This window comes from Sinobacterium norvegicum (assembly GCF_923077115.1).
Classification (GTDB): domain Bacteria; phylum Pseudomonadota; class Gammaproteobacteria; order Pseudomonadales; family Sinobacteriaceae; genus Sinobacterium; species Sinobacterium norvegicum.
Genome location: NZ_CAKLPX010000001.1, coordinates 929,964 through 956,870 on the forward strand (window position 1 = coordinate 929,964; position 26,907 = coordinate 956,870).

The 26,907-nt window shown below is 48.7% G+C and carries 23 protein-coding genes and 1 tRNA gene; 10 read left to right on the forward strand and 14 right to left on the reverse strand.

Features of this window, described 5'->3' with window-relative positions; translation table 11 throughout:
* Positions 1–46: 46 nt before the first annotated feature.
* The 3 genes from L9P87_RS04045 (at position 47) to L9P87_RS04055 (ending at position 3,839) form a co-directional block, all read left to right on the forward strand.
* On the forward strand, positions 47–409 hold the full coding sequence (locus tag L9P87_RS04045; RefSeq protein WP_354001880.1) for an ArsC family reductase: 363 nt from the start codon (positions 47–49) through the stop codon (positions 407–409).
* Positions 410–430: 21 nt separating this feature from the next.
* Entirely contained in the window at positions 431–1,468 is a 1,038-nt protein-coding gene (gene dapD, locus L9P87_RS04050) for a 2,3,4,5-tetrahydropyridine-2,6-dicarboxylate N-succinyltransferase (protein ID WP_237443396.1), read from the forward strand.
* Between the two features lie 163 nt (positions 1,469–1,631).
* Positions 1,632–3,839 carry a CHASE domain-containing protein gene (locus tag L9P87_RS04055; protein WP_237444368.1) on the forward strand — a complete coding sequence of 736 codons (2,208 nt, stop codon included), beginning with the start codon at positions 1,632–1,634 and terminating at the stop codon, positions 3,837–3,839.
* On the opposite strand, the gene L9P87_RS04060 is transcribed toward L9P87_RS04055, so the two are convergent.
* Both L9P87_RS04060 and L9P87_RS04065 read right to left on the reverse strand, forming a co-directional pair.
* Positions 3,836–4,867 carry an HlyD family secretion protein gene (locus tag L9P87_RS04060; RefSeq protein ID WP_237443397.1) on the reverse strand — a complete coding sequence of 344 codons (1,032 nt, stop codon included), beginning with the start codon at positions 4,865–4,867 and terminating at the stop codon, positions 3,836–3,838. The two genes, L9P87_RS04055 and L9P87_RS04060, sit on opposite strands and share 4 nt — an antisense overlap.
* Positions 4,864–5,328: a hypothetical protein gene (locus L9P87_RS04065; RefSeq protein WP_237443398.1), complete on the reverse strand. Its 465-nt coding sequence runs from the start codon at positions 5,326–5,328 to the stop codon at positions 4,864–4,866. The genes L9P87_RS04060 and L9P87_RS04065 overlap by 4 nt, the downstream gene beginning before the upstream one ends.
* A 241-nt stretch (positions 5,329–5,569) precedes the next feature.
* Between L9P87_RS04065 and L9P87_RS04070 the strand changes: the two genes are divergently transcribed.
* Positions 5,570–6,523 (forward strand): LysR family transcriptional regulator, encoded by a 954-nt coding sequence (locus tag L9P87_RS04070; protein WP_237443399.1) that lies wholly within the window; start codon positions 5,570–5,572, stop codon positions 6,521–6,523.
* Here L9P87_RS04070 and L9P87_RS04075 read toward each other — a convergent pair.
* Together L9P87_RS04075 and L9P87_RS04080 are read right to left on the reverse strand one after the other, a co-directional pair.
* On the reverse strand, positions 6,520–7,857 hold the full coding sequence (locus L9P87_RS04075; RefSeq protein ID WP_237443400.1) for a hypothetical protein: 1,338 nt from the start codon (positions 7,855–7,857) through the stop codon (positions 6,520–6,522). The two genes, L9P87_RS04070 and L9P87_RS04075, sit on opposite strands and share 4 nt — an antisense overlap.
* Before the next feature lie 392 nt (positions 7,858–8,249).
* Positions 8,250–8,501 carry a hypothetical protein gene (locus L9P87_RS04080; protein WP_237443401.1) on the reverse strand — a complete coding sequence of 84 codons (252 nt, stop codon included), beginning with the start codon at positions 8,499–8,501 and terminating at the stop codon, positions 8,250–8,252.
* 119 nt (positions 8,502–8,620) lie between these two features.
* On the opposite strand from L9P87_RS04080, the gene L9P87_RS04085 reads away from it, so the two are divergent.
* A complete protein-coding gene (locus tag L9P87_RS04085) occupies positions 8,621–10,051 on the forward strand; it encodes a MipA/OmpV family protein (protein ID WP_237443402.1) in 1,431 nt (476 codons plus the stop codon).
* Positions 10,052–10,619: 568 nt separating this feature from the next.
* Here L9P87_RS04085 and L9P87_RS04090 read toward each other — a convergent pair.
* Together L9P87_RS04090 and L9P87_RS04095 are read right to left on the reverse strand one after the other, a co-directional pair.
* Positions 10,620–10,997 carry a hypothetical protein gene (locus L9P87_RS04090; protein ID WP_237443403.1) on the reverse strand — a complete coding sequence of 126 codons (378 nt, stop codon included), beginning with the start codon at positions 10,995–10,997 and terminating at the stop codon, positions 10,620–10,622.
* 148 nt (positions 10,998–11,145) lie between these two features.
* Positions 11,146–11,757 carry a Yip1 family protein gene (locus L9P87_RS04095; protein ID WP_237443404.1) on the reverse strand — a complete coding sequence of 204 codons (612 nt, stop codon included), beginning with the start codon at positions 11,755–11,757 and terminating at the stop codon, positions 11,146–11,148.
* Positions 11,758–12,450: 693 nt separating this feature from the next.
* On the opposite strand from L9P87_RS04095, the gene L9P87_RS04100 reads away from it, so the two are divergent.
* Positions 12,451–13,689 (forward strand): cytochrome P450, encoded by a 1,239-nt coding sequence (locus L9P87_RS04100; protein ID WP_237443405.1) that lies wholly within the window; start codon positions 12,451–12,453, stop codon positions 13,687–13,689.
* 169 nt (positions 13,690–13,858) lie between these two features.
* Entirely contained in the window at positions 13,859–15,679 is a 1,821-nt protein-coding gene (locus L9P87_RS04105) for an ABC transporter ATP-binding protein (RefSeq protein ID WP_237443406.1), read from the forward strand.
* 46 nt (positions 15,680–15,725) lie between these two features.
* Here the strand turns inward: L9P87_RS04105 and L9P87_RS04110 are convergent, their stop codons facing one another.
* Positions 15,726–15,917 (reverse strand): hypothetical protein, encoded by a 192-nt coding sequence (locus L9P87_RS04110; protein WP_237443407.1) that lies wholly within the window; start codon positions 15,915–15,917, stop codon positions 15,726–15,728.
* A 438-nt stretch (positions 15,918–16,355) separates the two neighbouring features.
* Here L9P87_RS04110 and L9P87_RS04115 point away from each other — a divergent pair, with 438 nt between their 5' ends.
* Genes L9P87_RS04115 through L9P87_RS04125 form a run of 3 tightly spaced genes read left to right on the forward strand, consistent with a single transcriptional unit; the run spans position 16,356 to position 19,182 of the window.
* Complete coding sequence (locus tag L9P87_RS04115) at positions 16,356–17,492, forward strand: Re/Si-specific NAD(P)(+) transhydrogenase subunit alpha (protein WP_237443408.1); 1,137 nt, start codon at positions 16,356–16,358, stop codon at positions 17,490–17,492.
* Entirely contained in the window at positions 17,492–17,770 is a 279-nt protein-coding gene (locus tag L9P87_RS04120; protein WP_237443409.1) for an NAD(P) transhydrogenase subunit alpha part 2, read from the forward strand. Before L9P87_RS04115 ends, L9P87_RS04120 begins: the two co-directional genes overlap by 1 nt.
* Positions 17,771–17,781: 11 nt before the next feature.
* Complete coding sequence (locus L9P87_RS04125) at positions 17,782–19,182, forward strand: NAD(P)(+) transhydrogenase (Re/Si-specific) subunit beta (protein WP_237443410.1); 1,401 nt, start codon at positions 17,782–17,784, stop codon at positions 19,180–19,182.
* A 58-nt stretch (positions 19,183–19,240) separates the two neighbouring features.
* On the opposite strand, the gene L9P87_RS04130 is transcribed toward L9P87_RS04125, so the two are convergent.
* The 7 genes from L9P87_RS04130 to pheT form a co-directional block, all read right to left on the reverse strand.
* Positions 19,241–20,116, reverse strand: coding sequence for an EamA family transporter (locus L9P87_RS04130; RefSeq protein ID WP_237443411.1), 876 nt, complete (start codon positions 20,114–20,116; stop codon positions 19,241–19,243).
* A gap of 159 nt (positions 20,117–20,275) precedes the next feature.
* Positions 20,276–22,255 (reverse strand): BCCT family transporter, encoded by a 1,980-nt coding sequence (locus tag L9P87_RS04135; protein WP_237443412.1) that lies wholly within the window; start codon positions 22,253–22,255, stop codon positions 20,276–20,278.
* A gap of 234 nt (positions 22,256–22,489) precedes the next feature.
* A complete protein-coding gene (locus tag L9P87_RS04140; RefSeq protein ID WP_237443413.1) occupies positions 22,490–23,335 on the reverse strand; it encodes an REP-associated tyrosine transposase in 846 nt (281 codons plus the stop codon).
* A gap of 275 nt (positions 23,336–23,610) precedes the next feature.
* Positions 23,611–23,687: transfer RNA gene (locus L9P87_RS04145), tRNA-Pro, on the reverse strand.
* Positions 23,688–23,832: 145 nt separating this feature from the next.
* Positions 23,833–24,207: a MerR family transcriptional regulator gene (locus L9P87_RS04150; protein WP_237444369.1), complete on the reverse strand. Its 375-nt coding sequence runs from the start codon at positions 24,205–24,207 to the stop codon at positions 23,833–23,835.
* A complete protein-coding gene (ihfA, locus tag L9P87_RS04155) occupies positions 24,185–24,493 on the reverse strand; it encodes an integration host factor subunit alpha (protein ID WP_237443414.1) in 309 nt (102 codons plus the stop codon). Before ihfA ends, L9P87_RS04150 begins: the two co-directional genes overlap by 23 nt.
* Positions 24,494–24,499: 6 nt before the next feature.
* Entirely contained in the window at positions 24,500–26,878 is a 2,379-nt protein-coding gene (gene pheT / locus L9P87_RS04160; protein WP_237443415.1) for a phenylalanine--tRNA ligase subunit beta, read from the reverse strand.
* Between the last annotated feature and the right edge of the window lie 29 nt (positions 26,879–26,907).

The following is a 26,907-nucleotide window of genomic DNA, read 5'->3' on the forward strand; positions in this document are numbered from 1 at the left end:
CAATAGCCTCTAACGCTATGCTTGCCCTTTTTAAATGACCGCGACGATGACTATGACAATACTGTTCGGTATCAACAACTGCGACACCGTCAAAAAAGCCAGAAAATGGTTTGATAGCAACAGCCTAGATCACAGCTATCACGATTTCAGAAATGACGGACTGACAGAGAATCAACTCCAGCAATGGATTGACGCTATCGGCTATGAAACACTGGTCAACAAGCGCTCTACCACGTGGAAACAGCTCGGCGATGACGCCAAGCAGAGCCTTGATGGCGACAGCGCAAAAGCACTGATGCTGGCCAATCCAACACTGATCAAACGCCCTGTTGTTATCGATGACACCGGCGTGGTCAGCGTTGGCTTCAAAGAAGCTGACTTTCAGCAACGCTTTTTATCACTCGATTAACTATTTCACCAGGACTCACCCATGACAAATTCAGTATTCAGCCTCGGCCTCGGTGTCGGCACCCAGAACAATAAAGGCGAGTGGTTAGAAGTGTTTTACGCCCAACCGCTACTTCAGCCCAGCGAGCAGCTCGTCGGCCTTATCGCTGAAGCCGTGGGCTACGAAGGCGGCAACCAAGCCATTACCGTCGCCAAGGCTCAGCTGCAAAAGCTGGCCGGCCTATTGTTTGATGCCGAAGAAAAATCACAGGCTAAAATCGCTGCGACACTGGCAGAAGGCAACCAGCCTGCAGTTATTACCATCTTAGCCAGTGATGCAGCACCGGAAACTGTAGCCGAGTGCTACCTCAAGCTGCACCTACTGTCCCATACTCTGGTCAAGCCACACGGCGTCAACCTCACCGGTATGTTTGGTGTATTGCCTAACGTCGCCTGGACAAACAAAGGCGCCATTGATCTTGCTGAGCTTGACGATGCTCAACTCAAGGCACGCTGCAACGGTGAAATCATCGATGTATTGTCCGTCGATAAATTCCCTAAGATGCTTAACTATGTTGTCCCTGCCGGCACCCGTGTTGGCGACGCCTCTCGCGTCCGCCTAGGTGCTTATCTCGGCGAGGGTACCACCATTATGCACGAGGGTTTTGTCAACTTTAATGCGGGCACAGAGGGTCCCGGTATGATTGAAGGTCGCATCTCTGCCGGCGTTTTTGTCGGCAAAGGGTCTGACCTTGGCGGTGGCTGTTCAACCATGGGCACCCTCTCTGGCGGCAACTCAGTGGTCATCAGCGTTGGTGAAGAATGCCTAATCGGTGCCAATGCTGGTATCGGCTTACCGCTGGGCGACCGCTGCACCGTGGAAGCGGGCCTCTATATCACCGCAGGCTCAAAGCTCAACCTGCTCGATGAGGATCGCAATGTGGTTGAAGTCGTCAAGGCACGTGATCTCGCCGGTAAATCTGATCTGCTGTTCCGTCGCAACTCAATCTCAGGCGCTCTCGAAGTACTGAGCAACAAATCAGCAATCGCATTAAATGCTGAGCTTCACAGCAACAACTAAACCCGTTGTTTTTAGGGGAGAGGCGACAGAGCTCGCCTCCCCCCCCCTATCCCCCCCTCCGGTGTTTTCTCTACAATGACTTTCTTCGAATAAAACAACAGTTATTTTGCACCCGCTATACTGAGCTAATGCGATAGTAAAAAAGGCATTTAGCATAGTGAATATGCAGTCAGATGATGACGACACAATACAGCAACCGCTGACAAGCAAACTGATTAAGTCTGACCTGTATATCATGCTGATCGCAGTCATGACTGCGGCCGTCATCTTTGCCTTTATCGCCAGAATTGAACACTATCAAGAAGAACAAAATTTCAACCGCCAATCAGTCAATATCTATAACGCGATCAGCTATCAATTCCAACGTAACCTCGACGCATTATATTCAGTTTCCGATTACATCAGTAACTCTCAACACGTGAGCCGAGAGGAATTTTCTCGCTTTGGGCTGGCAACACTGGCGCGCTATCATGGGATAAAAGCACTGTCGTGGAATCCTGTTGTAGCGGGAGAAGAGCGTGAGGTATTTATTGAAAACGCGCGCGAGGACGGCCACGACGATTTCGATATTACCGCGCGCAACCATCAGGGAGACTTAATCTCTGCCCCTACCAGCCAACAGCATGTGCCTGTGCTTTACATCGAACCTCTAGCCGAAAACAAGCCCGCCCTTGGCTATGATATAGCGTCCCAGAAAAATCGCCTATCGGCAATCGAGCTCGCCTTCAACAGCGGCCAAACCGTCAGCACCACCCGCATAAAACTCGTGCAAAATAGCGATGAGCAGTTTGGCGTCTTGATATTAAGCCCGGTCTTCTATCCCGCGGCCAACGGCAGCAGTCTTAGCGCCACCCCAAAAGGCGTTGCCGTCGAAGTGTTAAGAATTGGCGACGCCATCAAAAACGCAACGTCAGATTTTGATACCTCTGCCTTAATCATTCAGCTAATCGACCTCGACGCCAAGCCCGAGCAACAATTACTCTTTGCCAACCGCGACCGGGTAAATCATAGTTTGTCGTGGCAACAGGACTTTCAGTTCTCTCAGCGCCAATGGCGTATCTTGGTTGCAAAGGCGACGTCTCCGCCATTCCAGCATATACATGTATTTGCCATCCTCAGTGCGATTACTACCTTGCTGGCATTCTACCCGTTAATTATTTATCGGGTTAAAAGCCGGCGTTATATTGAACATATCGAACACCGGGTTGAACGCCGCACCTGCGAACTGGCCTCCGCTAAAGAGACGGCTGAAGCCGCCAACATGGCCAAAAGCCAATTTCTAGCCAATATGAGTCACGAGATTCGCACCCCTATGAACGGCGTGTTAGGTATGTCTGAAATGCTAGAAGAAACTGTACTCGATGAGGAGCAGCGACAATATTTAAGTATTATTCAGGGCTCGAGTAAATTACTGCTGACAGTACTTAACGACATTCTCGATTTATCTAAAATTGAGGCCGGGAAATTCAACATTGAGCGAAAATCATTTAACCTCAAACAGCTCATCAGTGAATCACTATCCCCCTTTCTTATTACCAAGAATAACGATATCGAGCTGTTGTCCAGCATCGCAGTCAACTGCCCGCTATTTTTAATCGGCGATAAAATTCGCATCCAACAAATCATCACCAACCTACTCAGCAATGCGGTTAAATTCACTCACCAGGGCGAAGTAATGCTATCGGTTCGATGTCTATATAGCAAAGCAGGGATCGCCTATGTAGAGTTCGCAATCCGGGACACCGGCATCGGTATCAGCCCGAACAATCAGGCGCGACTATTTCAAGCCTTCAGCCAAATAGATGGCGGCCACAACTTAGGCGGCACCGGTTTAGGGCTAACCATTTGCCAAAATTTAGTCGAATTGATGGACGGAGAAATACACCTCAAGAGCGACAAAGAAACCGGCACCACGGTTTCTTTTATCCTGCCTCTGCAAATTGATTTAGCACCAAGATCGAGTAATAAAAATATTATTCTTGATTTTAAGCAATCACTACGGGTATTAGTCGTAGAAGATAATAAGGTGAACAGATTGGTGGCGGAAGGCCTATTAAAACAGCTGAACGTCATCTGTGACACAGCCATCGATGGACAGCAAGCAATCGATCTAATTTGCCACCAGCAGCAACGATATGACCTGGTGTTGATGGACTGCGACATGCCGATTGTCGACGGCTATACCGCCAGTAAGAAAATCAGAGACTGGGAGACGCTCAATCAGTCTCCCGCCACCAGTATTTACGCCCTCAGTGCCCATGTATTGTCCGAGCAGTTAGAGAAGTGCTACGACTCGGGAATGAACGGACACCTCGCCAAGCCAATCACTCTTAACATACTCAGCCAAACACTGACTGATCTCTGCCGCTAAAGTGCGTTTAGATATGCCTTCATAGAGGTTAGCCGTACCGTGGCTGCGCCAATGATATCGATAAAGCCAAACAATGGATGGGGCTTTGTCGCAGATACCCAACCCGCGCCCGTGGCGCCGATAGGCACGGTCATCCCCTCGGGTTCCTCAAATTCCAGCACTATTGTACGGCCATGCGAGCCCATATTTTGACCAACATGCTGCCTGACCTGCTGCTCACCGGCAAGCCTTCTAACCTGTGCTTCACCGGTACCGGTAGTCAACGAATGCACCTTGCCGCGAAATACATGACCGGGATAAGCATCGACGTAGAATTCAGCAAACTGCCCTACCTCAATATAGTTATAGGCCTGATCAGGAATACGCATTTCTACAAATTTCTTACTGGTATCGTAGATCTGCATATTACCCACCCGGGTACCCTTGGCAATATTAACAATTGAGATTTGACCGTCAAACGGCGCTCTGATTTCCCGCCTGCTACTCTCCCACACAGCCACATCCTTATCCGCCTGCAGGGCAGATATATCCGCATGCAACTTGGCGATATCGGCCTCGTTTTGCTCGACCTCGGCCCCGAGATCATCACGCTCTTTTTGGCTGGAGAACTGATCGAGCTCGGTCTGACGCTGGAAGTTTAACTGGTTATTCGACATCTTCGTTTCTAACGACAAAATAGATTGTTGATTGGCGAAGATCTTGGCATCGATAGAGTCAATCTTACCCTGGCTGTCGACATCGACCAGGGTGTAGATCAACTCGCCCTTCTTTACCTCTTGGTTGTGATTAACGTAAACATTGTCAATCTCTTGCAAGAAAGCCGGGGATAAAACCGCATGCGGTGCCTTTACCGTCGTTGAGTTGCTCAAGTCAGCGGGGGAATAGAAGCGATGGCTGGTAAACAGCATAAACGACAAGAAGACACCAATGGCCACCGACCAGAAGCCTGACTTCATATTCCACTTAATGACACCAAACTTAACCAACAGCCAAATAATGAGAATATAGGGAATCATAATTTCTTTCATTTGCTCACCTCATCGTTGTTGTTGCCCTTGCGAATACCCTGTGAAATCATGTCACTGATTTGTTGCGATATAATATCCCAGCGTGTGAAAGCAATGACAATCGCCAACACCCACCATGTTTTGTTGATAAATAATCCACACAACGACAGGGCAAAGACCAAGGTGGTTTGCGCCGACTCAGCGGCCATCGCCTTGTGAGTGGCGACCTCATGCAAATCCCACAGCAGCTTTATCACATAAATAATAATAAACAGAGTGACGACGCTGATGACCCCCATAAACAATTCAGAGTTCAACAACCCCAAAATACTGGGCATCGGGCCCGAGAAATACTCAGGTGCCAATTCGACGCCATGAATATGTGCGCCTTGGCTAAAAAACCACGACAGAGCAACAAATAATACGACAAACATCAGTCGCGTCATTATCGTCGCCAGTAAACTTTTTTGCTTAGCCTGCATAGACAAAACTCTCCCCGCCAATAAAAGATCTGTATCGATGATATGTCTCAGCACAAATACCCACAAACTACTTGTGGACATACCACTCATGCATGAAAGTCATAATCAACTGAAATGTATTAGTCACTGTATATACTAGTATTAAACAAGCAGACTAACGTACTTATACGTATACTATCGCAGATAATTTCGAGTAACCTTGAAAGATTATTAACGCTGGTTATCAACGGAAGATTCAACAATGAAAAAAAACAACAAAACTAAAGACCTTTTTACCAGCCTTGATCTCAATTTACTGCGCGTTTTTTTAATCCTCTCACAGGAACTCAATACACGAAAAACAGCAGAACGGCTGCATGTCAGCCAACCCGCAATCAGCCGCTCTCTTCAGAAATTAAGAAACCACTTTGGCGATGAACTCTTTGTCAAAAGCCTCAACGGTATGAAGCCGACAGGCAAGGGGGAGCAATTGATGCAGACCCTCCCCCCCATTCTCAACAGTCTGTCTGATATCGTTAATTACCATAATGACTTCAACCCCAGCGAGTTAACGGGAACGCTAAAAATAGCAATCCACCCACTGCTAAGCATTGCTATGGCCAATACATTATTTGAAGAGATTCAGAAGCAGGCGCCCAAGTTGTGTGTCAATTTCCTCAGCTGGAATAATCAAACGCCGGAACTGTTGATGAAGAACGAGGCCACCTGCGGCATCAATTACTTTCCCATCGACATTTCCAAAGAGATTATCCAGAAGCCTGTTGGCAACGATAATTTCTGTATTTATGTGGCCGAGGACCACCCGCTAAAAGGCCCTTACATATCGCCTCAAGATTTCATCAACTACCCACTGGCCACTATTATTATTCCAGGCTGGAACCAAGCATACCCTCTCGCCGAAGTCGTCCTGTCACGATATGGCATTACGCCGACGATAAAATTGCGCACAGAAGTCCCCAAAGTCGCCTTCGACATTCTTGCTCACAGCGATTTATTACTCCCTGCATCCAGCCTCATCAGCCCTGAGGACACCAAGGGACTGCGCAAACTTAAGATTTCAAAAGAAATTAATATGGAAGATATACCCAGTCAATTTGCCGTTTTTTACCACTACCGCAACCGCCAAAACCCTTATCATCTTTGGCTTACAAAGCTAATCGAGAACGAGCTACGAACCCTTGAGCAGGGTGCTTAGTCCTGACTGTCATCGCCGACCCGCTCCGCTAGTGAGCTGTTGCTTTGTTTGATCTCACCAGACTGCAGCAGCGCTTCAAAGCTATCGCCACTGGCACTGTTTTGATAGTCTTCCATCTGCTTAACCAATAATGATTCATACTGCACTTTGTCATTGCTGCGCTGCCAAAGCACATCGACGGCCTGCTCCTTTTCACGCTCAACAATACGTTTTATTCCACGCTGGCCGAGCACCACGCACCAAGATTTCAAGCTACTGCTCGTTTTGTTTTTCATTTTGACAACAAGAATGACATGGTGAACGCGCTGAGAACGTATTTTTACTGGTGTCAGGCGGCCCATCGCCCAAATATTGTCATCGCTGGGAACAATATTCCTGAGGAATTTTTCGATATTAAAAATATTAATATCGACCAACTGCCTTGGCAATTGCAATAAAAATCCTGAACGAAAGAACTGATTATTGACTGAAATTTTTCGTTTGTAGTGCATAATATTATGCTCTAACCCATAGTCAGCCATATCTCCGATACGACTTCTCTTTGCCATATCGAGTACCTCGCTCTCGCATTTTTCTCTCGCGATAAAGCGAGCCGATTGCCGGCTCTCACCCACTACCGCCCCCCGACCACCTCGCAGCAACTTGGTTCGATAATCACCAATTCGATACATCAAATTACTGTGGGCATAGCTTCGTGTCAGCTCCTTTAATCGATCTTTGAACACATAGGAAACAACCAGTGCAACGAAGAAAGCCTGACTGAAATCACCATATTTCTGTTGAGTGTAGAACGCGATGGTCGTCGCAAAGGTCATCGCCAAGCCCGCTGCCAAACCATATATTAATTGCTGTCGGTACTCGCCTACCTTAGCCGTTAGGTTGGTCATGTTTAATGGTTGTTCTGCAAAACGGCGCAGGCCTTTGAAGCGGTATATAAAGTATTCATTGATGCCATCAGTATCTGCAATAGAGCGATAGCCATGATTGATTCGGTCATAATGCAGGCGATTGACCAGCAACAACAAACAGTTTTGATTGCTCGGATTTTGCCCAAAATGAGACTGCAATAATTGATACGCCTCTTTCTCCGCAACTAAGTTGCAATACTCTCGCAACGAGTGCAGCTCTTCGAACTGACGTTTGCCGTCGGTATCACTATGCTGTGACTCCAACCGCTTCAATGAATTGGCGAAAACACGTAAAAAACAATCAACTTCATCGCTAAAGGCACCACAGCGCGTTTCATTCTCTTTTGGCTCACAATGAGACAGGTAGCGCACCGTCGACTGGACATAACGATGAAAGGCGCAGCTGAGCAATTTTGTTTCGATCAACCGCCTATCATTATCAATAATTTTTTCCGCATCTGTAATTGCATTGTACAAATACTGTGGCTTATCTAATGCTATGTGTGGTGCTCTTCGCCTAACGATACTGTCTAAGTTTCGATAGAAAATCGTTTTAGGATAGTGGTCTGCATCTATACCAAGCTGCTTAGGAATAAAAAAATAGTAATCTACCTCCACGCTATCTTTACGACTTTCATCGCTACGATATACAAACTTACTCTGTAAACGTCTCGGACCATTTAACGTTATACGTAACCAAAACGGTGAGGTTTTAGCCACTAGACGTTGCCGACGAAAGCGCTTAAAGCTCACTACAAAAACTCCTGAAAAAGAATCTAACTACCATTAGCATAGCTATGAATATTACTGACAAAGGTTTAATCATCTGAGCGAATTAAGAAAAATCGCGCCCCAATGACAAAGACCAGCAACAATACCGACACTGTTAACAACTCTTGTAGAAAGTGAACATGGGGCATAAAGACATAAAACACAGCCAGCACACTTATTGCTATAATAAATTGTGGAGAGAAAGTGATGACCTCCATACAATGGAGGCACTGCTGTCGCCAATTGAACAGAATCTTCACCGATAATCGTTCACCACAACAGGGGCAGCGGTACTGCATAGGTATATCCTTTAAAGAGAAATGGGACAATCTTCTACAGGGCTATTATTGATCACAGCACAGGTATAATAAGCCCACCAATACATCGCAACATTATACAGCATGACGACCACACATCTATGACCCAACTTAGCTCTCGATTCCTCAGTGTAATCTTTATTATTCTCCTGCCATTAGATGCCCTAGCGCAGGGCAGCTATCGCAACCTTGACCCTGAAGACCGCAGCGGTGAGCTCTCTCTGGGCTTTAGCTTACGACCCCAAACATCACCCTATCTAGGTGAAGACTATCGCCGCGACTGGCAACCCATGTTCATCTATACCGGCGAAACTTTTTTCTTCAACACCAATGAGGCCGGCTGGCATTTAATCGATAACGATGACTGGCAGCTTGATCTCTACGCCGGCTATTTTTATGGCGGCTATAACGAGCACAGCATATTTTGGAGCGAGACCGGACGTGACGACGACGATGCTCTCGATGGCATGAGCCGAAGAGATGCCTGGGAGTCGGGCTTTGCCCTCACCCGTAAAACCGATTATGGACGTTTTAAATTAGATCTCAACGCAGATATCAGTGGCGCCCACGAAGGCTATACAGCCTCTGCCGAGTGGTCAAAGGTGTTTCGCTTTAACCGCTGGCAGGTCGAACCATGGTTTGCCTATCAACTGTTTAATGATGACAAATCCAATTATTACTTTGGCGTAAGAGAGGATGAGGCAACCGATACCCGTAATGCCTACAAAATTGATGAGGCAACCGATAACTGGGAGATCGGCACCGCCTTCCGCTACCAAGCTGCTCAACACCATTATTTCGGACTAAACCTCTATTACACCATCTATGACAATAAAATCCTCGACAGCCCGATTGTAGAAGAGTCCACCATATTGACGGCTAATATAAACTACCGCTACGAATTTAACGACCTCTCCAACCCTGGACCCGATGGCGATGTTTACAACTTTTTCTTCAACAACCCCAACCCCTGGTCTATGCGTGTTGCATACGGATATACCACCGACAGCTCCTTTATGGATATTGTCCGCGGCGAATTCGAACGTAACGATGATGGTACCAGTATGGGCAGTGTTTTCCTAAGCCGGCAGCTCACCGAACGCTTCATGTGGCTGCCGATAGAGGGCTGGGCTCAAGCCGGTGTCGCACGGCGATTTGAAAATGATATTCAGGGCGATTTTAATGAATACGTCTTTGCCTTTAAGGCCTACTTCACTAAGTTCCCCTGGTCAAATACTGTAAAAACACGATTTGGCTTTGCTGAAGGGCTTTCATACGCGACCAAAGTCCCCGCAGTTGAACAACGACGCAATGATGACAGAGACAGAAACACCAGCCACTTATTAAACTATTTGGATTACAGCTGGGATGTCAGCATCGGTGATATTTTTCGACAAAAAGATCTAAAGGATTGTTTTTTTGGTTTCTCGATACACCATCGCTCTGGCATTTTCGCCAGCTCTGACCTCTATGGTAATGTCAACGGCGGCTCGAACGTTAACACTCTGTATGTCGAATGCATCAGAAGCTAATGATTACAGGGCGTCTATTGCGGTCGCCCTGTACTTTTCAGCATTAGCGGACAGTCTGTGAACCGGAGGCAATAGAGGGCTTGACTGACTTGGCCTTAACCTCAATTTGACGCTTACAATGCCAAGCATATCGACCACATGGGCTTGTTGCATAATTAGGGCTGCCATCACTGCTCAAATTTAGCGTCAACTGCATTTTCATTTTTTATCTCCAACACCGCTATCGGTAAAGTCTAGTAAGACCAAACAATCATCGTTTGCTTGAGATAAAAGTTACTGCAAGTAAGTCATAAATAAAAATTTAAAATATTTATAAAATCATCACCAGAAAAAATGATGATTAAAAACAGTAAGATATAGCACAACCTTTGTTTAACCCCTCAACAAAAGTTGACAAAATCACCTATTTCCAATGATATAGTTGAGCCCCAAAAGACTAAAACAGCCTGTTCACCCCGCTATATCCACCACAAACAGCGCACCAATATCTGGCACAAAAAACGCGGGCGCCAAGTTTTGGCACACATCGCCTCATCATCTTAAGGCCACTAAGCGCCGCCACAACCCATCAACTAACAACAGGGCGACCACGATACATTTTCTGTCTTCTCTGGGGCAGGCTCTCGGACAGCTGACCGGTACGTTCAGAAATTGATAAAGCGCCCAACTCCTGCTTGGACTGTTTCACCACACTTTGCCCCCGATAAGTGCCCGTCTTAGCCAGTTCTTCTTGGTCGAAGCTCACCCCGCGCATTTCCTCGATGTCAGCAACAATGGCCACGGTTTTCTCATCCACAGTAGTGTTCTTCACTCGCGTCAGTTGCTCAGCCAACTCATCGTCTTTAAACCGTAAGGTAAAACCAAACTCTGCTTTAACCCGCTTCCTCAACTGCTGCAATAAGTGCATTGCATTGGGTTTGAAAACCCAATTCGTTGCCAGCGTCATAGCCTATCTCCTATTATCGACGAATGTAAAAAATCATTCTTATAATAATCACTTAGGCAATTTGCAGGCCAACAACAGCACTGAAAAAATTCATTTTTATCAGGCATAAAAAAAGGCAGCCTAGGCTGCCTTTTTTATCCACCGTGTTTTATATAGCAACGTACTCTGGGCCTACACCCGCAGACCATACAATCACCGTGGCAACGCGAAGCGTCACCAGCATCACCAACGCCACCGTAATCACCGAGGATGAATACATAAAAGCCCTCTCCTCGGGGATGTTCATCAATATGGGCATGCCTCGGTAAATCAAGAACACCGAATAGGCACCAGCCACCAGCATTGCCGCGGCATTAAACCAGATAGAGGGAAATGCACCAGCGGCACCAGCCAGCATGATGGGCGTGGTGCTGTACACAGACAGCGCCATGCCGTGATGGCTGTTAATTTTTTCATCCGAATAAGTTTCAGCCATCCAGTTAATAAACATGCCAAAAACCCAGATACCGACGAGCGCCGCACCATAACTTAATACGCAAAGCACCATAGCGCTTTCACTCGACAGGCGAATAACTTCACCGCCTTCCGTCGCCGTCCAACCAACCTGACTAACGCCGTAGTAAAAACAAATGGTGGGAATGAGTACCAACAGCGGTACATGGGTTAAAAACTCGGCAAGCATTGAACGATCCTGCTTTCGTATTGCTGCCCACTCTTTATCAGGGTTGGTGAAAATACCAATTGTGTGATCCAAAATCATAGCTGACCTCCAGTCTTATAATATGCTGGGTAATTGTTGGAATATCCGACCATCAAATTCAGGCGATAGCTAATCGCTTAAATACTGGATCCATCATTACCAATCTTTGTCGCTGCTTATTCCTTGGTTATACGCCGCAGATGACCTGCGATAACCCAAAAGCCATCGTGGCTATGGGAACAAGAACCACCTCGAACAATGCTACTGATTGTAGTTGAGACTACAAATGGTGCGCTGTCACGAGATAACCTCTTACCTATAAATTACTCATGAATAAGGTCTTTTATCAACCTCTTTCTTATACGCAGAAAACAAGAGATTAGACTGCCAGAGCCTGAAAAATAAGCAAAAAGCTGTGATACCAAGGCTTTCAGAGCGGTTGCCACCGAATGAGACCATAAGCGCCGGAGGCTGTTATTCGCATTTATTCTAAAGATAGTCAGGACACCTCCGCCGTGGCGGGCTGAAGCCCGCCGAGTATAATCCTCGAAATCAATTACCGTAGCACCTACATTAAATTTCTGTATAGAACAGATCTGCATATTTTCAGTGACGCTATAACCTGTATTATATGAGCACAATCAAGCCTGTCTTGGCGTCACCGGCCCAACAGGCGAACACATAATAAGAACTGGCTCGGGCTACTGTTTTAACTAGCGATAGACCGGCAGCAACAGCAAGTTGGAGATTGACATGACGGCGCAAGAAACATTGCCTCCTATCGAGCAGGTATATAACCCCACCTCAAAAGAATACTGTGAGAACCCAGTACCGCAGTGCCTGGCTCTGGGTAACAGAGGCCCGTTAGTTTGGTATGAGCCTTGGCAGGCTTGGATTATGACCCAAATGCCTGACATCATGGCCTGCTGGAAGCAGGAATACCTGTCCTCCGATTTCTACGACTGGGAATTTGCCCCCGCCCGCCCGGCAGAAGAGTCCTGGGGGAATTTTGAGCGCGCTCTTATTGGCCACAGCCTGGTTGCCGACCACGACCACCATCGCCTGGTACGACGCGTTACCGCACCCGCCTTCTCGCGCAATGTTGTCGATGAGATACAACGTCGTATTGAGCCGGATATCCAAAAGTTATTTGATGATCTTGGTCAACCTGAAAGCTTCGATTATATCGAAGAAGTCGCCCAGCACATCCCCTTCATCTCGATTACTCGCATGGTCGGCATCCCCGAAAAATATTGGGAGGCCATCAAACCGGTTATCATGAATTTCACCGAGACCTGGAACCCAACGATTTCCGAAGAACGCCGTAACGCCGCCGTTGAACAGAGCAACCAGGCAATTGAGATACTCAAAACCATCATCGATGAACGTCGCAGCCAACCGGCAGAAAACGATTTTCTCAGTGTGCTACTGAAGATTGAAGAAGAGAACGATAAATTTGACGAATGGGATATTATCACGCTGATTCTTGCCTTGATTGGAGCCGGCGCAGATACCACCTTGGTCGGTCAACAGTGGACTATTTATTCGCTGCTGAAGCACAAAGATCAAATTGAAACGGCATTAGCCACCCCCGATGCCTTTGCCAATACCTTCAGTGAAGTCAGCCGTTGGGGCGTGATTTCCAAGATGGGGTTTGCCCGTTATGCACCTGAGACAATGGAAATTTTGGGGCAGCAAGTGCGCAAGGGGCAGATGGTACTGATGATGCCCCACCTCGACAGACACAACCCAGAGCTGTTCCCCGAACCGGAAAAATTCGACGTCACCCGTAAATTTGATCCCGACGTGCTATTCGGATACGGCCCCCGCTTCTGCGTCGGTGCCGCCCTCGCCAAGCGCCAACTCTATCTCACCGCTCAAGAGCTCCATAAGCGCTTCCCCAATGCTGAGCTAGCGTATGAGCCAGAGCGTGATGATACCGACCATAATGCCATTGTTTTTAAGAAGCTGATGATCAAGACTAACTGCTAATAATCATTCAACGATCAAAAGACCGGCTTCATGCCGGTTTTTTTATTGTCGCTGAATACTCAAAAAACCTTTTAACGTGTCGTGACACAAACCTGTTAGACTTAAGAATAAGCCTGAATAACACGGTATTCAGTCAACACCTTACTCTAATGCTTCGTTGTTTTTTGCCATGTTCAATTTTTTTGAAAAACTGATTAACCCGTTCCCCGCTGAGCACCCGACCGAGCCTCCCAAGGGGATGGTGGCTTTTTGCCGGCATTACAGTCGAGGCATGGAACCCTATCTGATTATCATGGCAGTGCTTACCGCCTTTACCGCCATCGGTGAGGCCATGTTATACGGTATTCTCGGCCAGTTGGTCGACTGGTTTAGCAGCCAAGATAAAGAAAACTTTATCGCCAACCAATGGCCACTACTGCTGACCATGGCCATTTTTGTCATGGTCGTCATGCCTATTGCCGTCATATTAAAATCAATGATTGTCCATCAAACACTGCTGGGCAATTACCCTATGCGCATACGCTGGCAAGCGCACCGCTATATGCTGAACCAGAGTTACAACTTCTTTCAACATGAATTTTCAGGCAGAATCGCCACCAAGGTCATGCAAACCGCCCTCGCCGTACGCGAGTCGGTGATGAAACTGCTCGATGTCATGCTATTTGCCATTATCTACTTAACCACCATGGTCATCTTGGTTGCCGCTGCCGACTGGCGACTCAGCATTCCGCTGCTTATCTGGCTGTTGGGCTATATCACCACGCTGCGTCATTTCTTACCCAAGTTGAAAGATATATCAACCACCCAGGCCGATGCTCGCTCGCTGATGACCGGCCGTATTGTCGACAGCTATACCAACATCCTCACCCTCAAGCTGTTTTCCCACCACCGCCGTGAGGCCGATTATGTGAAAGAAGGCATGAGGGGGTTTCTCGACACCGTCCACCCTCAAATGCGGCTGGTCACCAAGCTCAACGCCAGTGTTTGGATCCTCAATATGCTGTTAATTTCCTCAACCACGGCACTGGGTATCCATTTCTGGCTACAGGACCTGATCAGTGCCGGCGCCATTGCTATCGCGCTGAGCCTAGCGCTACGGCTGATGGGAATGTCAAACTGGATAATGTGGGAGGTGAGCAACTTATTCGAACAGATCGGCACCGTGCAAGACGGTATTAACACTTTGTCTCAGGGTAATGAAGTCAGCGATGCAGCCACTGCCAAAGCACTGAAGATCGACGCCGCGGCAATTGATTTCAATCGTGTTGATTTCGCCTATAACGAACAAAACATTGTCTTCAAGAGGCTTAACATAGCCATCGCTGGTGGAGAGAAAGTCGGTATTGTTGGGCGCTCCGGCGCGGGGAAATCCAGCCTGGTCAATCTGCTGCTACGGTTTTACGATATACATCAGGGCGAGATTTGTATCGATGGACAAAACATTGCCGAGGTACAACAGGAAAGCCTGCGCAGCCAGATCGCCATGGTCACCCAGGACACCTCACTGCTGCATCGTTCGGTGCGTGAAAACATATTATTCGGTCGCCCCTCTGCCAGCGAAGAAGAGATGATTGCCGCCGCCAAAAAAGCCGAGGCCCATGAGTTCATTCTCAGCCTCAGCGATAATGAAGGCCGTAGCGGCTATGATGCACAGGTTGGCGAGCGGGGTGTTACCCTTTCTGGCGGCCAGCGCCAGCGCATTGCCATCGCCAGAGTATTGCTCAAAAACGCGCCCATTTTGATCTTGGATGAAGCCACCTCGGCATTGGATTCCGAGGTTGAGAGCTTTATCCAGCACAACCTCAATCAGCTGATGGACGGGAAAACAGTGATTGCCATCGCGCATCGGCTCTCGACCATAGCCGCTATGGACCGACTCATTGTGTTCGATGATGGCGTGATTGTCGAACAGGGCAGCCACCAGGAGTTGATCGCACAACAGGGGATTTATGCCCAGCTGTGGGCCAAACAATCTGGTGGCTTTGTCTAGTTCTGTGACGGTGGTGTAATACAGAGAGCAGCCTCAGCCCTGCAAACTAATCTGTCTTGTTAGACTTATCAGCTTTCTTCTTCAAAATGATAGCAACAACAACCACACTGCCGATGGCAGCAACGGTCAGCCAATGGATAGGGTTTGAAAGCCAGTGACTGTGGTCGTGTCCGGGGTGAGCAAGTGCCAGCTGCGGCAAAGAAAATAGCGCCGCGGTGGCAGCAATCAATTTATTCATTATGTCGTCCTAAATATGAAACCAGCGACCAAACTAAAACCAGTCGTTAGCCTCTTCTATATGTAAGTGATAAAACTTGGCAATAAAGCCGTGCTGAAATATACCATATTGCAGATTAAATGGCGCAAATGCTCTAAAACCAGCCAATATGCTAACTACAAAAAAACTAATTTCATCTTTATTTCACTCTCCCGGGTATTTTTTGACAGCTGTAAAGCACTTTCAGCCCCCTCTATCTCAAGCGCTGAGAGGCAAATGCGATAAAGCAGGCTCGTTGTAGTTTTTTTACAAGCGAAATAACTGGCAAAACCCCCTTAGCGAGCTACCCCTTTTTGGGTATTCTAGGCGTCGATTAAAAAAATATAAGGCTTATAAAAAGTCAGTTTTTAACTGGGAAACACCGATTTTCGTTCGTTAAACACAATTAGGGCAGCACCAATGATAGTTGGAATACCAAGAGAAAATATCGCCGAAGAGACCCGGGTCCCAATGATACCTGATTCGGTTAAACGCCTTGTTAGCCAGGGGGCCAGCGTACAAATTGAAGCGGGCTTAGGCGACAGCCTCGGCATTACCGATGAGCAGTACACCAAAGCCGGTGCCACTGTTAGTGACAGCAGAGCAACACTGCTGGCCAACGCCGATATGGTATTGCGTATTCGCAAACCCGAACTGGATGAAGTACCACTACTGAAGAAAGGCTCTATTCACATCTCGTTCCTTGACCCATTCAATGAAAATGAATTAGTCGACGCCTTTGCCGCTAACAACATCACGGCAATCAGCATGGAAATGATTCCACGTACCACCCGTGCACAAAAAATGGATGCGCTGAGCTCTCAGGCCTCCCTGGCTGGTTACGCCATGGTTATTCTGGCAGCAGAACGCCTCGATAAGATTCTACCGATGATGATGACCCCAGCTGGTACTATCTCCCCCTCACGCGTCTTTATTATCGGAGCCGGTGTTGCAGGCCTTCAGGCTGTCGCCACTGCTAAGCGCTTGGGCGCAAGAGTCGATGCCTTCGATACCCGCCCTGTCGTTAAGGAGCAGGTTGAATCACTCGGCGGCAAGTTTGTTGAGATCGATCTCGGCGATACCGGCCAAACCGCCGGTGGTTATGCCAACGCACTGACCCCAGAACAGATCGAGTTACAGCGTCTTGGCCAGAAAAAAGTGATGGAACAAGCCGATATCGTTATCACCACAGCACAACTGTTTGGCCGCAAGGCACCCGTTGTTGTCACCAAAGACATGATCGAGGTGATGAAGCCTGGCTCTGTCATCATCGACCTAGCCGTTGAATCCGGCGGTAATGTCGAAGGCTCTGTAGCCGGTGAAGAAGTAGATATCAACGGCGTTAAAGTCATCGGCCTAAAAAACATGCCTGGCCGCGTCGCCAACAATGCCAGCCAGATGTACTCAGCCAACCTACACAACCTGGTACTCGATTACTGCAACAAAGAGACAGGCGACTTCGAACTCAACCTCGAAGACGACATTCTCAAGGGCTGTGTCATCACCCATGATGGCCAGCTGGTCAACGAAATGATTATTAATGCGAGGGCAAAATAATGGACGCCATCTATCTTATCTTTATCTTTGCATTGTCTATTTTCTTAGGCTTTGAACTTATTTCTAAGGTACCCGCAACACTGCACACACCGCTGATGTCTGGTTCGAACGCGATCTCAGGCATTACCGTTGTCGGCGCACTCGTCGCTGCCAACCAAGGTAGCAGCAGCATTGCTCTCTGGTTAGGTACTGCGGCTGTTGCACTCGCAACCATCAACGTTGTTGGCGGTTATATGGTTACCGATCGCATGCTTGGCATGTTTAAGAAGAAGAAATAAGGAACGCTCACATGAACGCAGCATTTGTAATCAACCTCGCCTACGTTTTATCGGCTGTCCTATTTATTATCGGCCTGAAAAAACTCAGCTCACCGGCCACCGCACGTCAGGGTAATTTAATCTCTGCCATCGGCATGCTTATCGCCATCGTCGCGACGCTAATCAGCGAACTTAAACTACCCTGGGCCAATATTATGATTGGCCTGGTTATCGGTAGCCTGATTGGTGGTATTGCCGCCAAGCGCGTACAGATGACCGGCATGCCTGAACTCGTCGCCGTCTTTAACGGCTTCGGTGGTGCAGCCTCACTATTAGTCGGCTGGGTTGCCCTCTTCCCCGCCACAGGCCTTGACGGCATAGTCGCAAGCGCACAGGGTATCTCTACCTTTACCGCCATTACCATCGTACTATCGATTCTGATTGGTGGCGTTACTTTAACAGGCTCGTTAGTTGCCTACGGCAAGCTGTCTGAGAAGATGAGCAGCGGCGCTATTCAGTTTGGTGGTCAACAAATCGTCAATGCCTTGATTGTCGCCGGCATTATTGGCTCGGCTATTATGCTCTGCCTGAACCCAAGCCACGACAGCATCTGGCTGTGGTCGGTACTGATACTTTCATTGATCTTCGGCATCATGGTTGTTATCCCCATCGGTGGCGCCGATATGCCCGTCGTTATTGCTCTGCTTAACTCGTACTCAGGCCTTGCCGCCTGTGCCGCCGGTTTCGTGCTCAACAACAACCTGCTGATTGTTGCCGGTTCACTGGTCGGCACCTCAGGTATCATCCTGACCAACATCATGTGTAAGGCAATGAACCGCTCATTGACCAACGTCTTGTTCTCAGGTTTTGCCGCCGCCAAGCAGTCAACCATGGTCATCGAAGGCGAAGTGAAGCCCATCGTTGCCGAAGATGCCTACTTGATTCTTGAAGCCGCTCAGCGCGTTGTAATCGTGCCTGGTTACGGCATGGCTGTTGCCCAGGCACAGCACGTGGTGAAAGAGTTGATGAATCACTTAGAGGCCAACGGTTGTGAGGTGCAGTTTGCCATCCACCCAGTCGCCGGTCGTATGCCTGGCCACATGAACGTATTGCTGGCCGAGGCCAACGTACCTTATGAGCAACTGGTAGAGATGGACGATATCAACCCACAGATGAGCAATATGGATATCGCCATTGTTATCGGCGCCAACGATGTTGTTAACCCGGCCGCTAACGAAGATGAAGGCAGCCCGCTTTACGGCATGCCAGTTATCAACGTGACCGAAGCGCGTACTGTATTCGTTCTTAAGCGTTCGATGGGGGCTGGTTTCTCCGGCGTTGAGAACCCATTATTCTTCGGTGAAAACAGCCGTATGTTGTTTGGTGATGCCAAGGAATCACTGGGCACCATTGTGACCGAGTTTAGCGATTAAGTTGTTAGTTCGATGAAAAAGGCCTGCTAACGCAGGCCTTTTTTTTGTCATTAAATAATCATTGCCACATCACCATAATGGCGGCAACGGCGATTAACACCAAGCCCAGTATATCCTTCACCTTTACCTTTTCTCCCAGCCACAATAACGAAATCAGCATAGTAAAAAAGATCTCCACCTGCCCTAACGTTTTAACATAGGGAACAGCCTGTAACGACATCGCACTGAACCAGCCGATAGAACCAAGACAACTGGCGATGCTGGTTAATAACGTCAGCTTAGGCCGCTGCCAAAGCGCCACGACCGAGGCCTTGTCTTTGAACGTTAAATACGCAAGCAACAACACCGTCTGCAAGCTGATCACTAACAACAGCACCCAGGCAGCACGATGAGGGAACGGTAAATCGAGATTGAGACTGGCCTCGCGCACCCACAGTGAAGTCAGCGCAAACGCCGTACCACTGGCCAAACCAATGGCAACAATATTGACCGACAAGCCCTTAAAACCATTGACGCTGCTGAGCATAAAGACGGCTACACCACCGATCATCACCCCGACCCAGCCCAACAGCGACAACTGGGTGCCAAAGAAAAACACCCCTAATATTGCCGCCACCAGCGCCTCGCTCTTGGCAAGGCCAGCACCGACAGCGTAGTTCTGATACTGAAACAACTTCACCATCAACGCTGTGGCCAATATTTGCATCAGCGAGGCCGAGACAATAAAGGCAAGAAATTTTGCGTTGAAATTCGGCAGAGCTGCCGGCTGCCATAGATATAAACCGATGAGATAACAGAGCGCTATTGGGCTGGCCCATAAGAAACGCGCCAGCGTCACACCTAGCGCACTAACATCCTTGCTTAACTTGCTTTGAAAGGCATTGCGCCAGGACTGCATAAAGGCAGCCAACACTGTAAATCCGACCCACAACATCGTTTATCCCCATCAGACTTGCTGGCCACCGCGGCCAAATCGAGCACAGCATAACGTTTTGCCAAGTCAATATCAGCGGCGACCAATTATACCGGCAATAAAAAAGGCGGAGCCAATGCCGGCTCCACCTCCAATGCGACTACCTGTTTTTGCAGGCGCCTATGACGAGGCGCCGCCAACATACTCCGAGTTGGACAGGTGCAGATAGTGCAGGTATTTCTCATACTGCGTCACTACATCAGCTAAGATTTGCTCCTCGGTAAAGCCCATCACATCGTAGTACTGACCGCCGTGCTCCAGGAACACCTCAACACGGTAGAACTCATCGTCATCACTGCTCTCCTGGGCCTCGGCACCACTGGCCATGCTAAAGGCGCGAACCCGCAGGCCATAGACAAAATCATCGTGCTCATCATTGGCGATAACAAAGCGTAAACGGCCTTCAAAATTAAGCAGCTCGGCGGAGATACCCCGTCTGACAAAGCTCTCACAGACCTTGGTCAGCGCCGGTTGCGCCACATCATCGAGAAAGCTTTGTGCCTGCTGCGGGCTGGGGTGAGAAATCAACACATCGAGGTGATCCTCCCAGCTGACATTAGTCTTACTGAACTGCACACTGGTATTGTGTGACTGCACACTGTTGATCTTCAACCAATCATCCTGCAGCGCTCTAAACAAACCAAAACACATCAGCAGCATCACTAACAAAAACGGTAAGGCACTGGCGATGGCAGCCGTTTGCAGTGCCTGCAGGCCTCCAGCCAACAGCAGCACTGCGGCCACGACACCCTCTAATACCGCCCAAAAAATCCGCTGCCAGACCGGCGCATCGAGGTCACCGCCAGAGGTAAGATTATCGATAACGAGCGAGCCCGAATCCGAGGAGGTGATAAAAAAGGTAGCCACCAAACACAGACCGATAGCGGATAACAGCGTCGACAGCGGCATATGCTCAAAGAAGACAAACAGCGCCACCGACACATCACTCGATACAGCATCGGAGAGATAAGTAGCGCCATGATGCATAATGGCATCGATGGCAGTATTACCAAATACCGTCATCCATAAGAAGGTAAAAGCCGCGGGTACGAACAACACTCCAACCAAAAACTCACGAATAGTCCGGCCACGGGAGATGCGGGCAATAAAGGTGCCGACAAAAGGAGACCACGAAATCCACCAACCCCAGTACAGCAATGTCCAGCCGCCCAGCCAATCGTTCTTGTTCTCATAGGCATAGAGATTAAATGTCTTGCCGACAATCTCACTAAAATAAGCACCGGTATTCTGCACAAACGACTGCAACAGCACCACCGTGGGGCCAAACACCAACACAAACAACATCAGCAGCATCGCCAAACCCAGGTTGACCTCGCTAAGCCGTTTAACGCCCTTATCCAGGCCAGAAAACACCGACAGCGTGGCGATCATGGTAATGACGATAATCAATGCCACCTGCACACCGGCGCCAACGGGAATATCCAACAGATAATTTAACCCGGCATTAAGCTGCAAAACGCCAAAGCCAAGAGACGTTGCCACACCAAACATCGTACCCAACACCGCAAAAGTATCGACAGCGTGGCCGATCGGCCCATAAATCCGTTCGCCAATCAGCGGATATAAACCACTGCGAGGCAACAACGGTAGCTTATGACGATAGGCAAAATAGGCCAAACTCAACGCCACCACAGCATAGATGGCCCAGGCATGAATGCCCCAGTGGAAAAAGGTAATCTTCATCGCCTCTTTCGCCGCCGCAATCGAGGCGGGGTCGGCATCGGGTGGCGCCATATAGTGCATCACCGGCTCGGCAACACCAAAAAACATTAACCCAATACCCATGCCGGCGGAAAACAGCATGGCAATCCAGCTTTTATAGCTGTAATCGGGCTCGGAATGATCCGGTCCCAGCTTAATATCACCAAAACGACTGACCATGACGAAGATAATAAAAATCAGGAAGACCGCCACGCCTAGGATATACAACCACCCCGCCTGAATCTCAAACCACGAGCGAATCGTTTGAAATAATGATTGGGTCTGCTGAGGCCAGATGGCGGCCACAAAAACCAGCAGTACGATAAGAAAAACAGAGGGGTAAAAGACAGCTGAGTTGATACTCGCTTTTTTTGACATATGACTCTCAGTAAGTGGTTGGCGTAGTCGGTTATCACTCTTTACCCAGCAATACACTGAAATACTGCGAAAGAACCGATCACAACCTTTGGCGAACAGTAGCCGATGCTTGGACGCTATAATACTCTCGATACCATAACACTTTTGCGACAGTATTGCTGACCCCCAAAAAATCACCAACGCAGGGACCACCCGCTCAGGGTCAGGTCTTTGATTTAGACCACCCGCTCAGGGTCAGGTCTTTGATTTATGATGCTTCACCAAGCCACTCACGGTGGAATAATGCAAACCAAAGTAATCACCGATGTTTTTTAGCGTATAACCGCCACTGCCATACGCTTCGACGATTGCCGAATTTCTGCTGTCGTTGGCCTCCTCATACTCACTGAGCGACTTCGGCGGCGCACGCCTTTGCGAGGACGGTATTTCACCGAGTGTTTTGTCACCGTCGATCAATGACTGCATGTTTTCAATAAACGGGTCGTCGCCTAGAAACACCTGATTACGTAAGGCGCCCCAAGGTGACGGCTGCCCCTTACCGGCGGCAACAAACACTTTATAGCGTGCTACTGCCGTTGCTTTACGCTTAGCAAAAGTCGATAAGATCCACTCAGTGTATAGGAAGGCGGGGCTCTGAATCTGCCCAACCATGGCTCGATAACTGCTCCAGCGCCAATCCCTGGCTGAACGCACCATGCCCGCTCGCACAGGATTAAGTACGATATAACGCGACAACGCCAACAGATAGCTCTGTTTTTCAACCAAAATAGCCTTATAGCGCCCCTGAAAAACATGCCCAACACGGCCATGTGTACGATTGAACGCTTGCGTATAGACGCCATTCAACTGCCGCATCCCCTTGGCCAGATTTGCCTCAGGGGTTTCGATCAAAAGATGGTAATGGTTGTCCATTAAACAGTAGCCATGACACAACCAATGATGCGCCTGACAGACATCAGCCAGTATCGACAAGAACGCCTTAAAATCAGCCGCCGACTCAAAAATATTCTCACGCCGATCACCGCGAGACGTAATATGATACAGCGCACCCGAGAACTCCAACCGCAGAGGCCTAGCCATGATTCATCACCTTAATATCACTCACATAACCTCAAGACTAGTAGAGCAAAATCATAAATCAAAGACCTGACCCTATTGATGACCTTGAAGCCGCCAGCGATAAGTATGACAAGAGAGCTTGGGCGTGCTTCCCGCCTAAAAGACTATGCAAAAGCCGAAAGATACGGTGCCCGCTATACCAAATTAACGGCAACAGGCAATCTGCAGGCAAATCACAGGCACAAAAAAGCCCACCATGAGGCGGGCTTCTAAGCGGTTGATTTAACAACCTAATTTGGTCGGAGTAGCAGGATTTGAACCTGCGACCACTACACCCCCAGTGTAGTGCGCTACCAGACTGCGCTATACCCCGATAACGTATTGTTAGAGCTTATCGGCTCAACCAAAACGTGGCGGCAACTATAACGCAGCAATGGCCTGTTGTGAAGTATTTTAAAGCGTTAAAGGGGGTTTTACGGATTTTTTTTACCATCGCCAACAACCATAAACAACAGTGGTTATTTATCGTCCAATATCGATAAAATAGACTCTAATTCGTCGATTAATTCACTGTTAGAAAAAGCATCCTCGCCGGCTGTCTTTTCAGACTTTTGCGCAGCCTTCTTATGCCCTCTTAGCCATTGTCGGGCACCACTGATGGTATAGCCTTGCTCATAGAGCAGCTGATAAATAGTACGAATGGTTTCAATGTCGTGCTGTTGGTAGTAACGGCGGTTGCCTCGACGCTGAATGTTGCTCAGCTGGGGGAACTCCTGTTCCCAGTAACGCAGAATATGAGGCTTAATATCACACAGGTCACTGGCTTCACCGATGGTAAAGTAGCGCCTGCATGGTATCTCAGGAAAAAGTCTAGCTGACTTCTGGTCCTTTATAGGTCTCAACACGTGCCTTTAGTTTTTGGCCCGGCTTAAAGGTGACTACACGACGTGCGGTAATCGGAATCTCTTCACCAGTTTTAGGATTACGACCGGGGCGTTCACTTTTATCGCGAAGATCGAAGTTGCCAAAGCCCGAGAGCTTGACCTGCTCGTTATCCTCTAACGATAAACGAACCTCCTCGAAAAATAACTCAACAATATCTTTAGACTCACGCTTGTTTAAGCCTAAGTCATCGAACAGCTTCTCAGCCATATCTGCTTTAGTTAATGCTCCAGCCATATTCATTTACCTTAACGATGCGCCAAACTTTTCAGCCAATGCGGTAACTACTTGATCAATAACGCCATTAATGTCGTCATCGTTAAGAGTGCGCGATGGATGCTGGAAGGTCAAGCCAATTGCCAAACTTTTCTGATTGGTTTCAACGCCTTTGCCCTGATAAACATCAAACAGAGTAAGGTCGACTAGGTTGTCACCCGCATGCTTATGCATCTCGGACAGAATATCTCTACTTTCAATACCCTGCTCAACAATAATAGCTAAATCTCGACGAACTTCCGGAAATTTAGACAATTCTTTGAAAGATGGCAGATTTGCGGCAAGAATAACGTCAAGCTCAACCTCAAAAACATAGGTTGGCTGGTCGATACCCAGGTCTTTAGCCAGGCTGGGGTGTAGCGCACCAATAAAGCCAATGCTTTGACCGTTTAACTCGATGGTCGCCGTTTGACCCGGATGCAATGCTGGGTGCTCACCACGGGAGAAACTGTAATCAGAAAGCTGACCGCCAAGCGACAATACCGCCTCCAAATCCCCTTTAAGGTCGTAGAAATCACTGACCTCACTGTCGCCAGACCATGATTCGGGGCTGCGGCTACCGGTGAGCAAGCCACCAAGGCTACGCGCCTGCCTCAAATCACCGTCGACCTGGGGTACGAAACACTGGCCAATTTCGAACAGACGAACCCGTGATTGCTGACGGTTCAGGTTATGTACTGCTGTGGAAAGCAGCCCTGCCAACAGTGTTGTGCGCATCACACTCATATCGGCAGAGATAGGATTGGTCAGCTTAACCGGGTCAATAGCTGGGGCAACCTTGGCCAACAACGACGGCTCGACAAAGCTATAGGTAATCGCTTCCTGGTAACCGTGATCCACTAACAGGTGACGGATTGTCGTCGCCGACAGCTTTTGCTCTGGCTTGGCCTTCAGCGGCAGGGCAACAGCAGGCGTACGCACAGGCAGGCGGTTATAACCGTAGATACGGGCAACCTCTTCCAGCAAATCGGCCTCTATTGCCATATCGAAACGGTAGCTTGGCGCCACTACTGACCAGCCCTCGGCCGTGGTCGTTACGTCGAAACCAAGGCGGACAAAGATTTCACTGACTTCCTCATCACCCATCTCCAGGCCTAATACCTGTGAGATGCGCGCCTTACGAAGCACAATAATCGCCGCCTTAGGCAGCGTCTCGTCGCTGCTGATTACCGTGGTCGGGCCGGCTTCGCCGCCGACAATCTCCAGTAATAGCTGGGTGGCTCGTTCAATAGCACGACTCTGACCAGCATAATCGACGCCGCGCTCAAAACGCAGTGATGACTCAGTATGCAAACCGTAAGAACGGGCGCGACCGGCAATCTTAACATTGTCGAAAAAAGCCGCCTCTAAGAAGATATCAGTGGTCTCAGCAGTCACCGAGGAGGCTTTGCCACCCATGATTCCGGCCAGCGCCTGCGCACCATTGCCGTCGGCAATAACCAACGAATTAGGCTTAAGAGTGACCTCACTATCGTCGAGCAATACCAGTTTTTCATCGGCGCGGCTTAAACGCACGTCGATGGCACCGCTGAGCTTGTTCAAATCGAAGGCATGCATGGGCTGACCCAGCTCAAGCAAGACATAGTTGGTCACATCGACGACGGCATCGATGCTGCGAATACCAGAACGGCGTAGCTTCTCTTGCATCCACAAAGGGCTGGGACGGCTGAGGTCAACACCTTTGATGACACGACCCGCATAGCGGGGACAATCGTCGATGGCGTTTAATTCAACATCAACAGTGTCGTCAATTGTTGCGGCGACATCATCAATAGCCGGCGTCGTTACCGCCACCTGATTAATCACGCCCACTTCACGTGCCACACCCATAATGCTGAAACAGTCACCACGGTTGGGCGTCAGATCAACGTCAATAATCTGATCATCAAGCTTTAGGTAGTCACGAAGATCGGCGCCAACAGGGGCATCGGCTGCCAGCTCGAAAATGCCCGGCGACTTCACGTCACTGAGGCCGAGCTCGTCATCAGCGCACAACATACCAAAGGACTCTACCCCCCGCAGCTTGGCTTTTTTAATCTTGAAATCGCCAGGCAATACAGCCTTAACCTTGGCAAAGGGAATCTTAATACCGACGCGAGCATTGGGTGCACCACAGACAACCTGAAACTGCTCGGCACCATCACTGACCTGACAGACCCGCAGTTTGTCTGCGTCTGGGTGCTGTTCACAGCCAACAATCTCGCCAACAACAACGCCACTGAAGGCAGCAGCAGCAGCTTCAAAGCCGTCAATTTCAAGGCCGGCCATGGTCAGCTGATCGCACATCTCTTGTGTTGCAACCGCTGGATTAACCCACTCACGTAACCACTGTTCACTTAATTTCATTTTCTATTCCGTCTGATTCGTTAATGTCT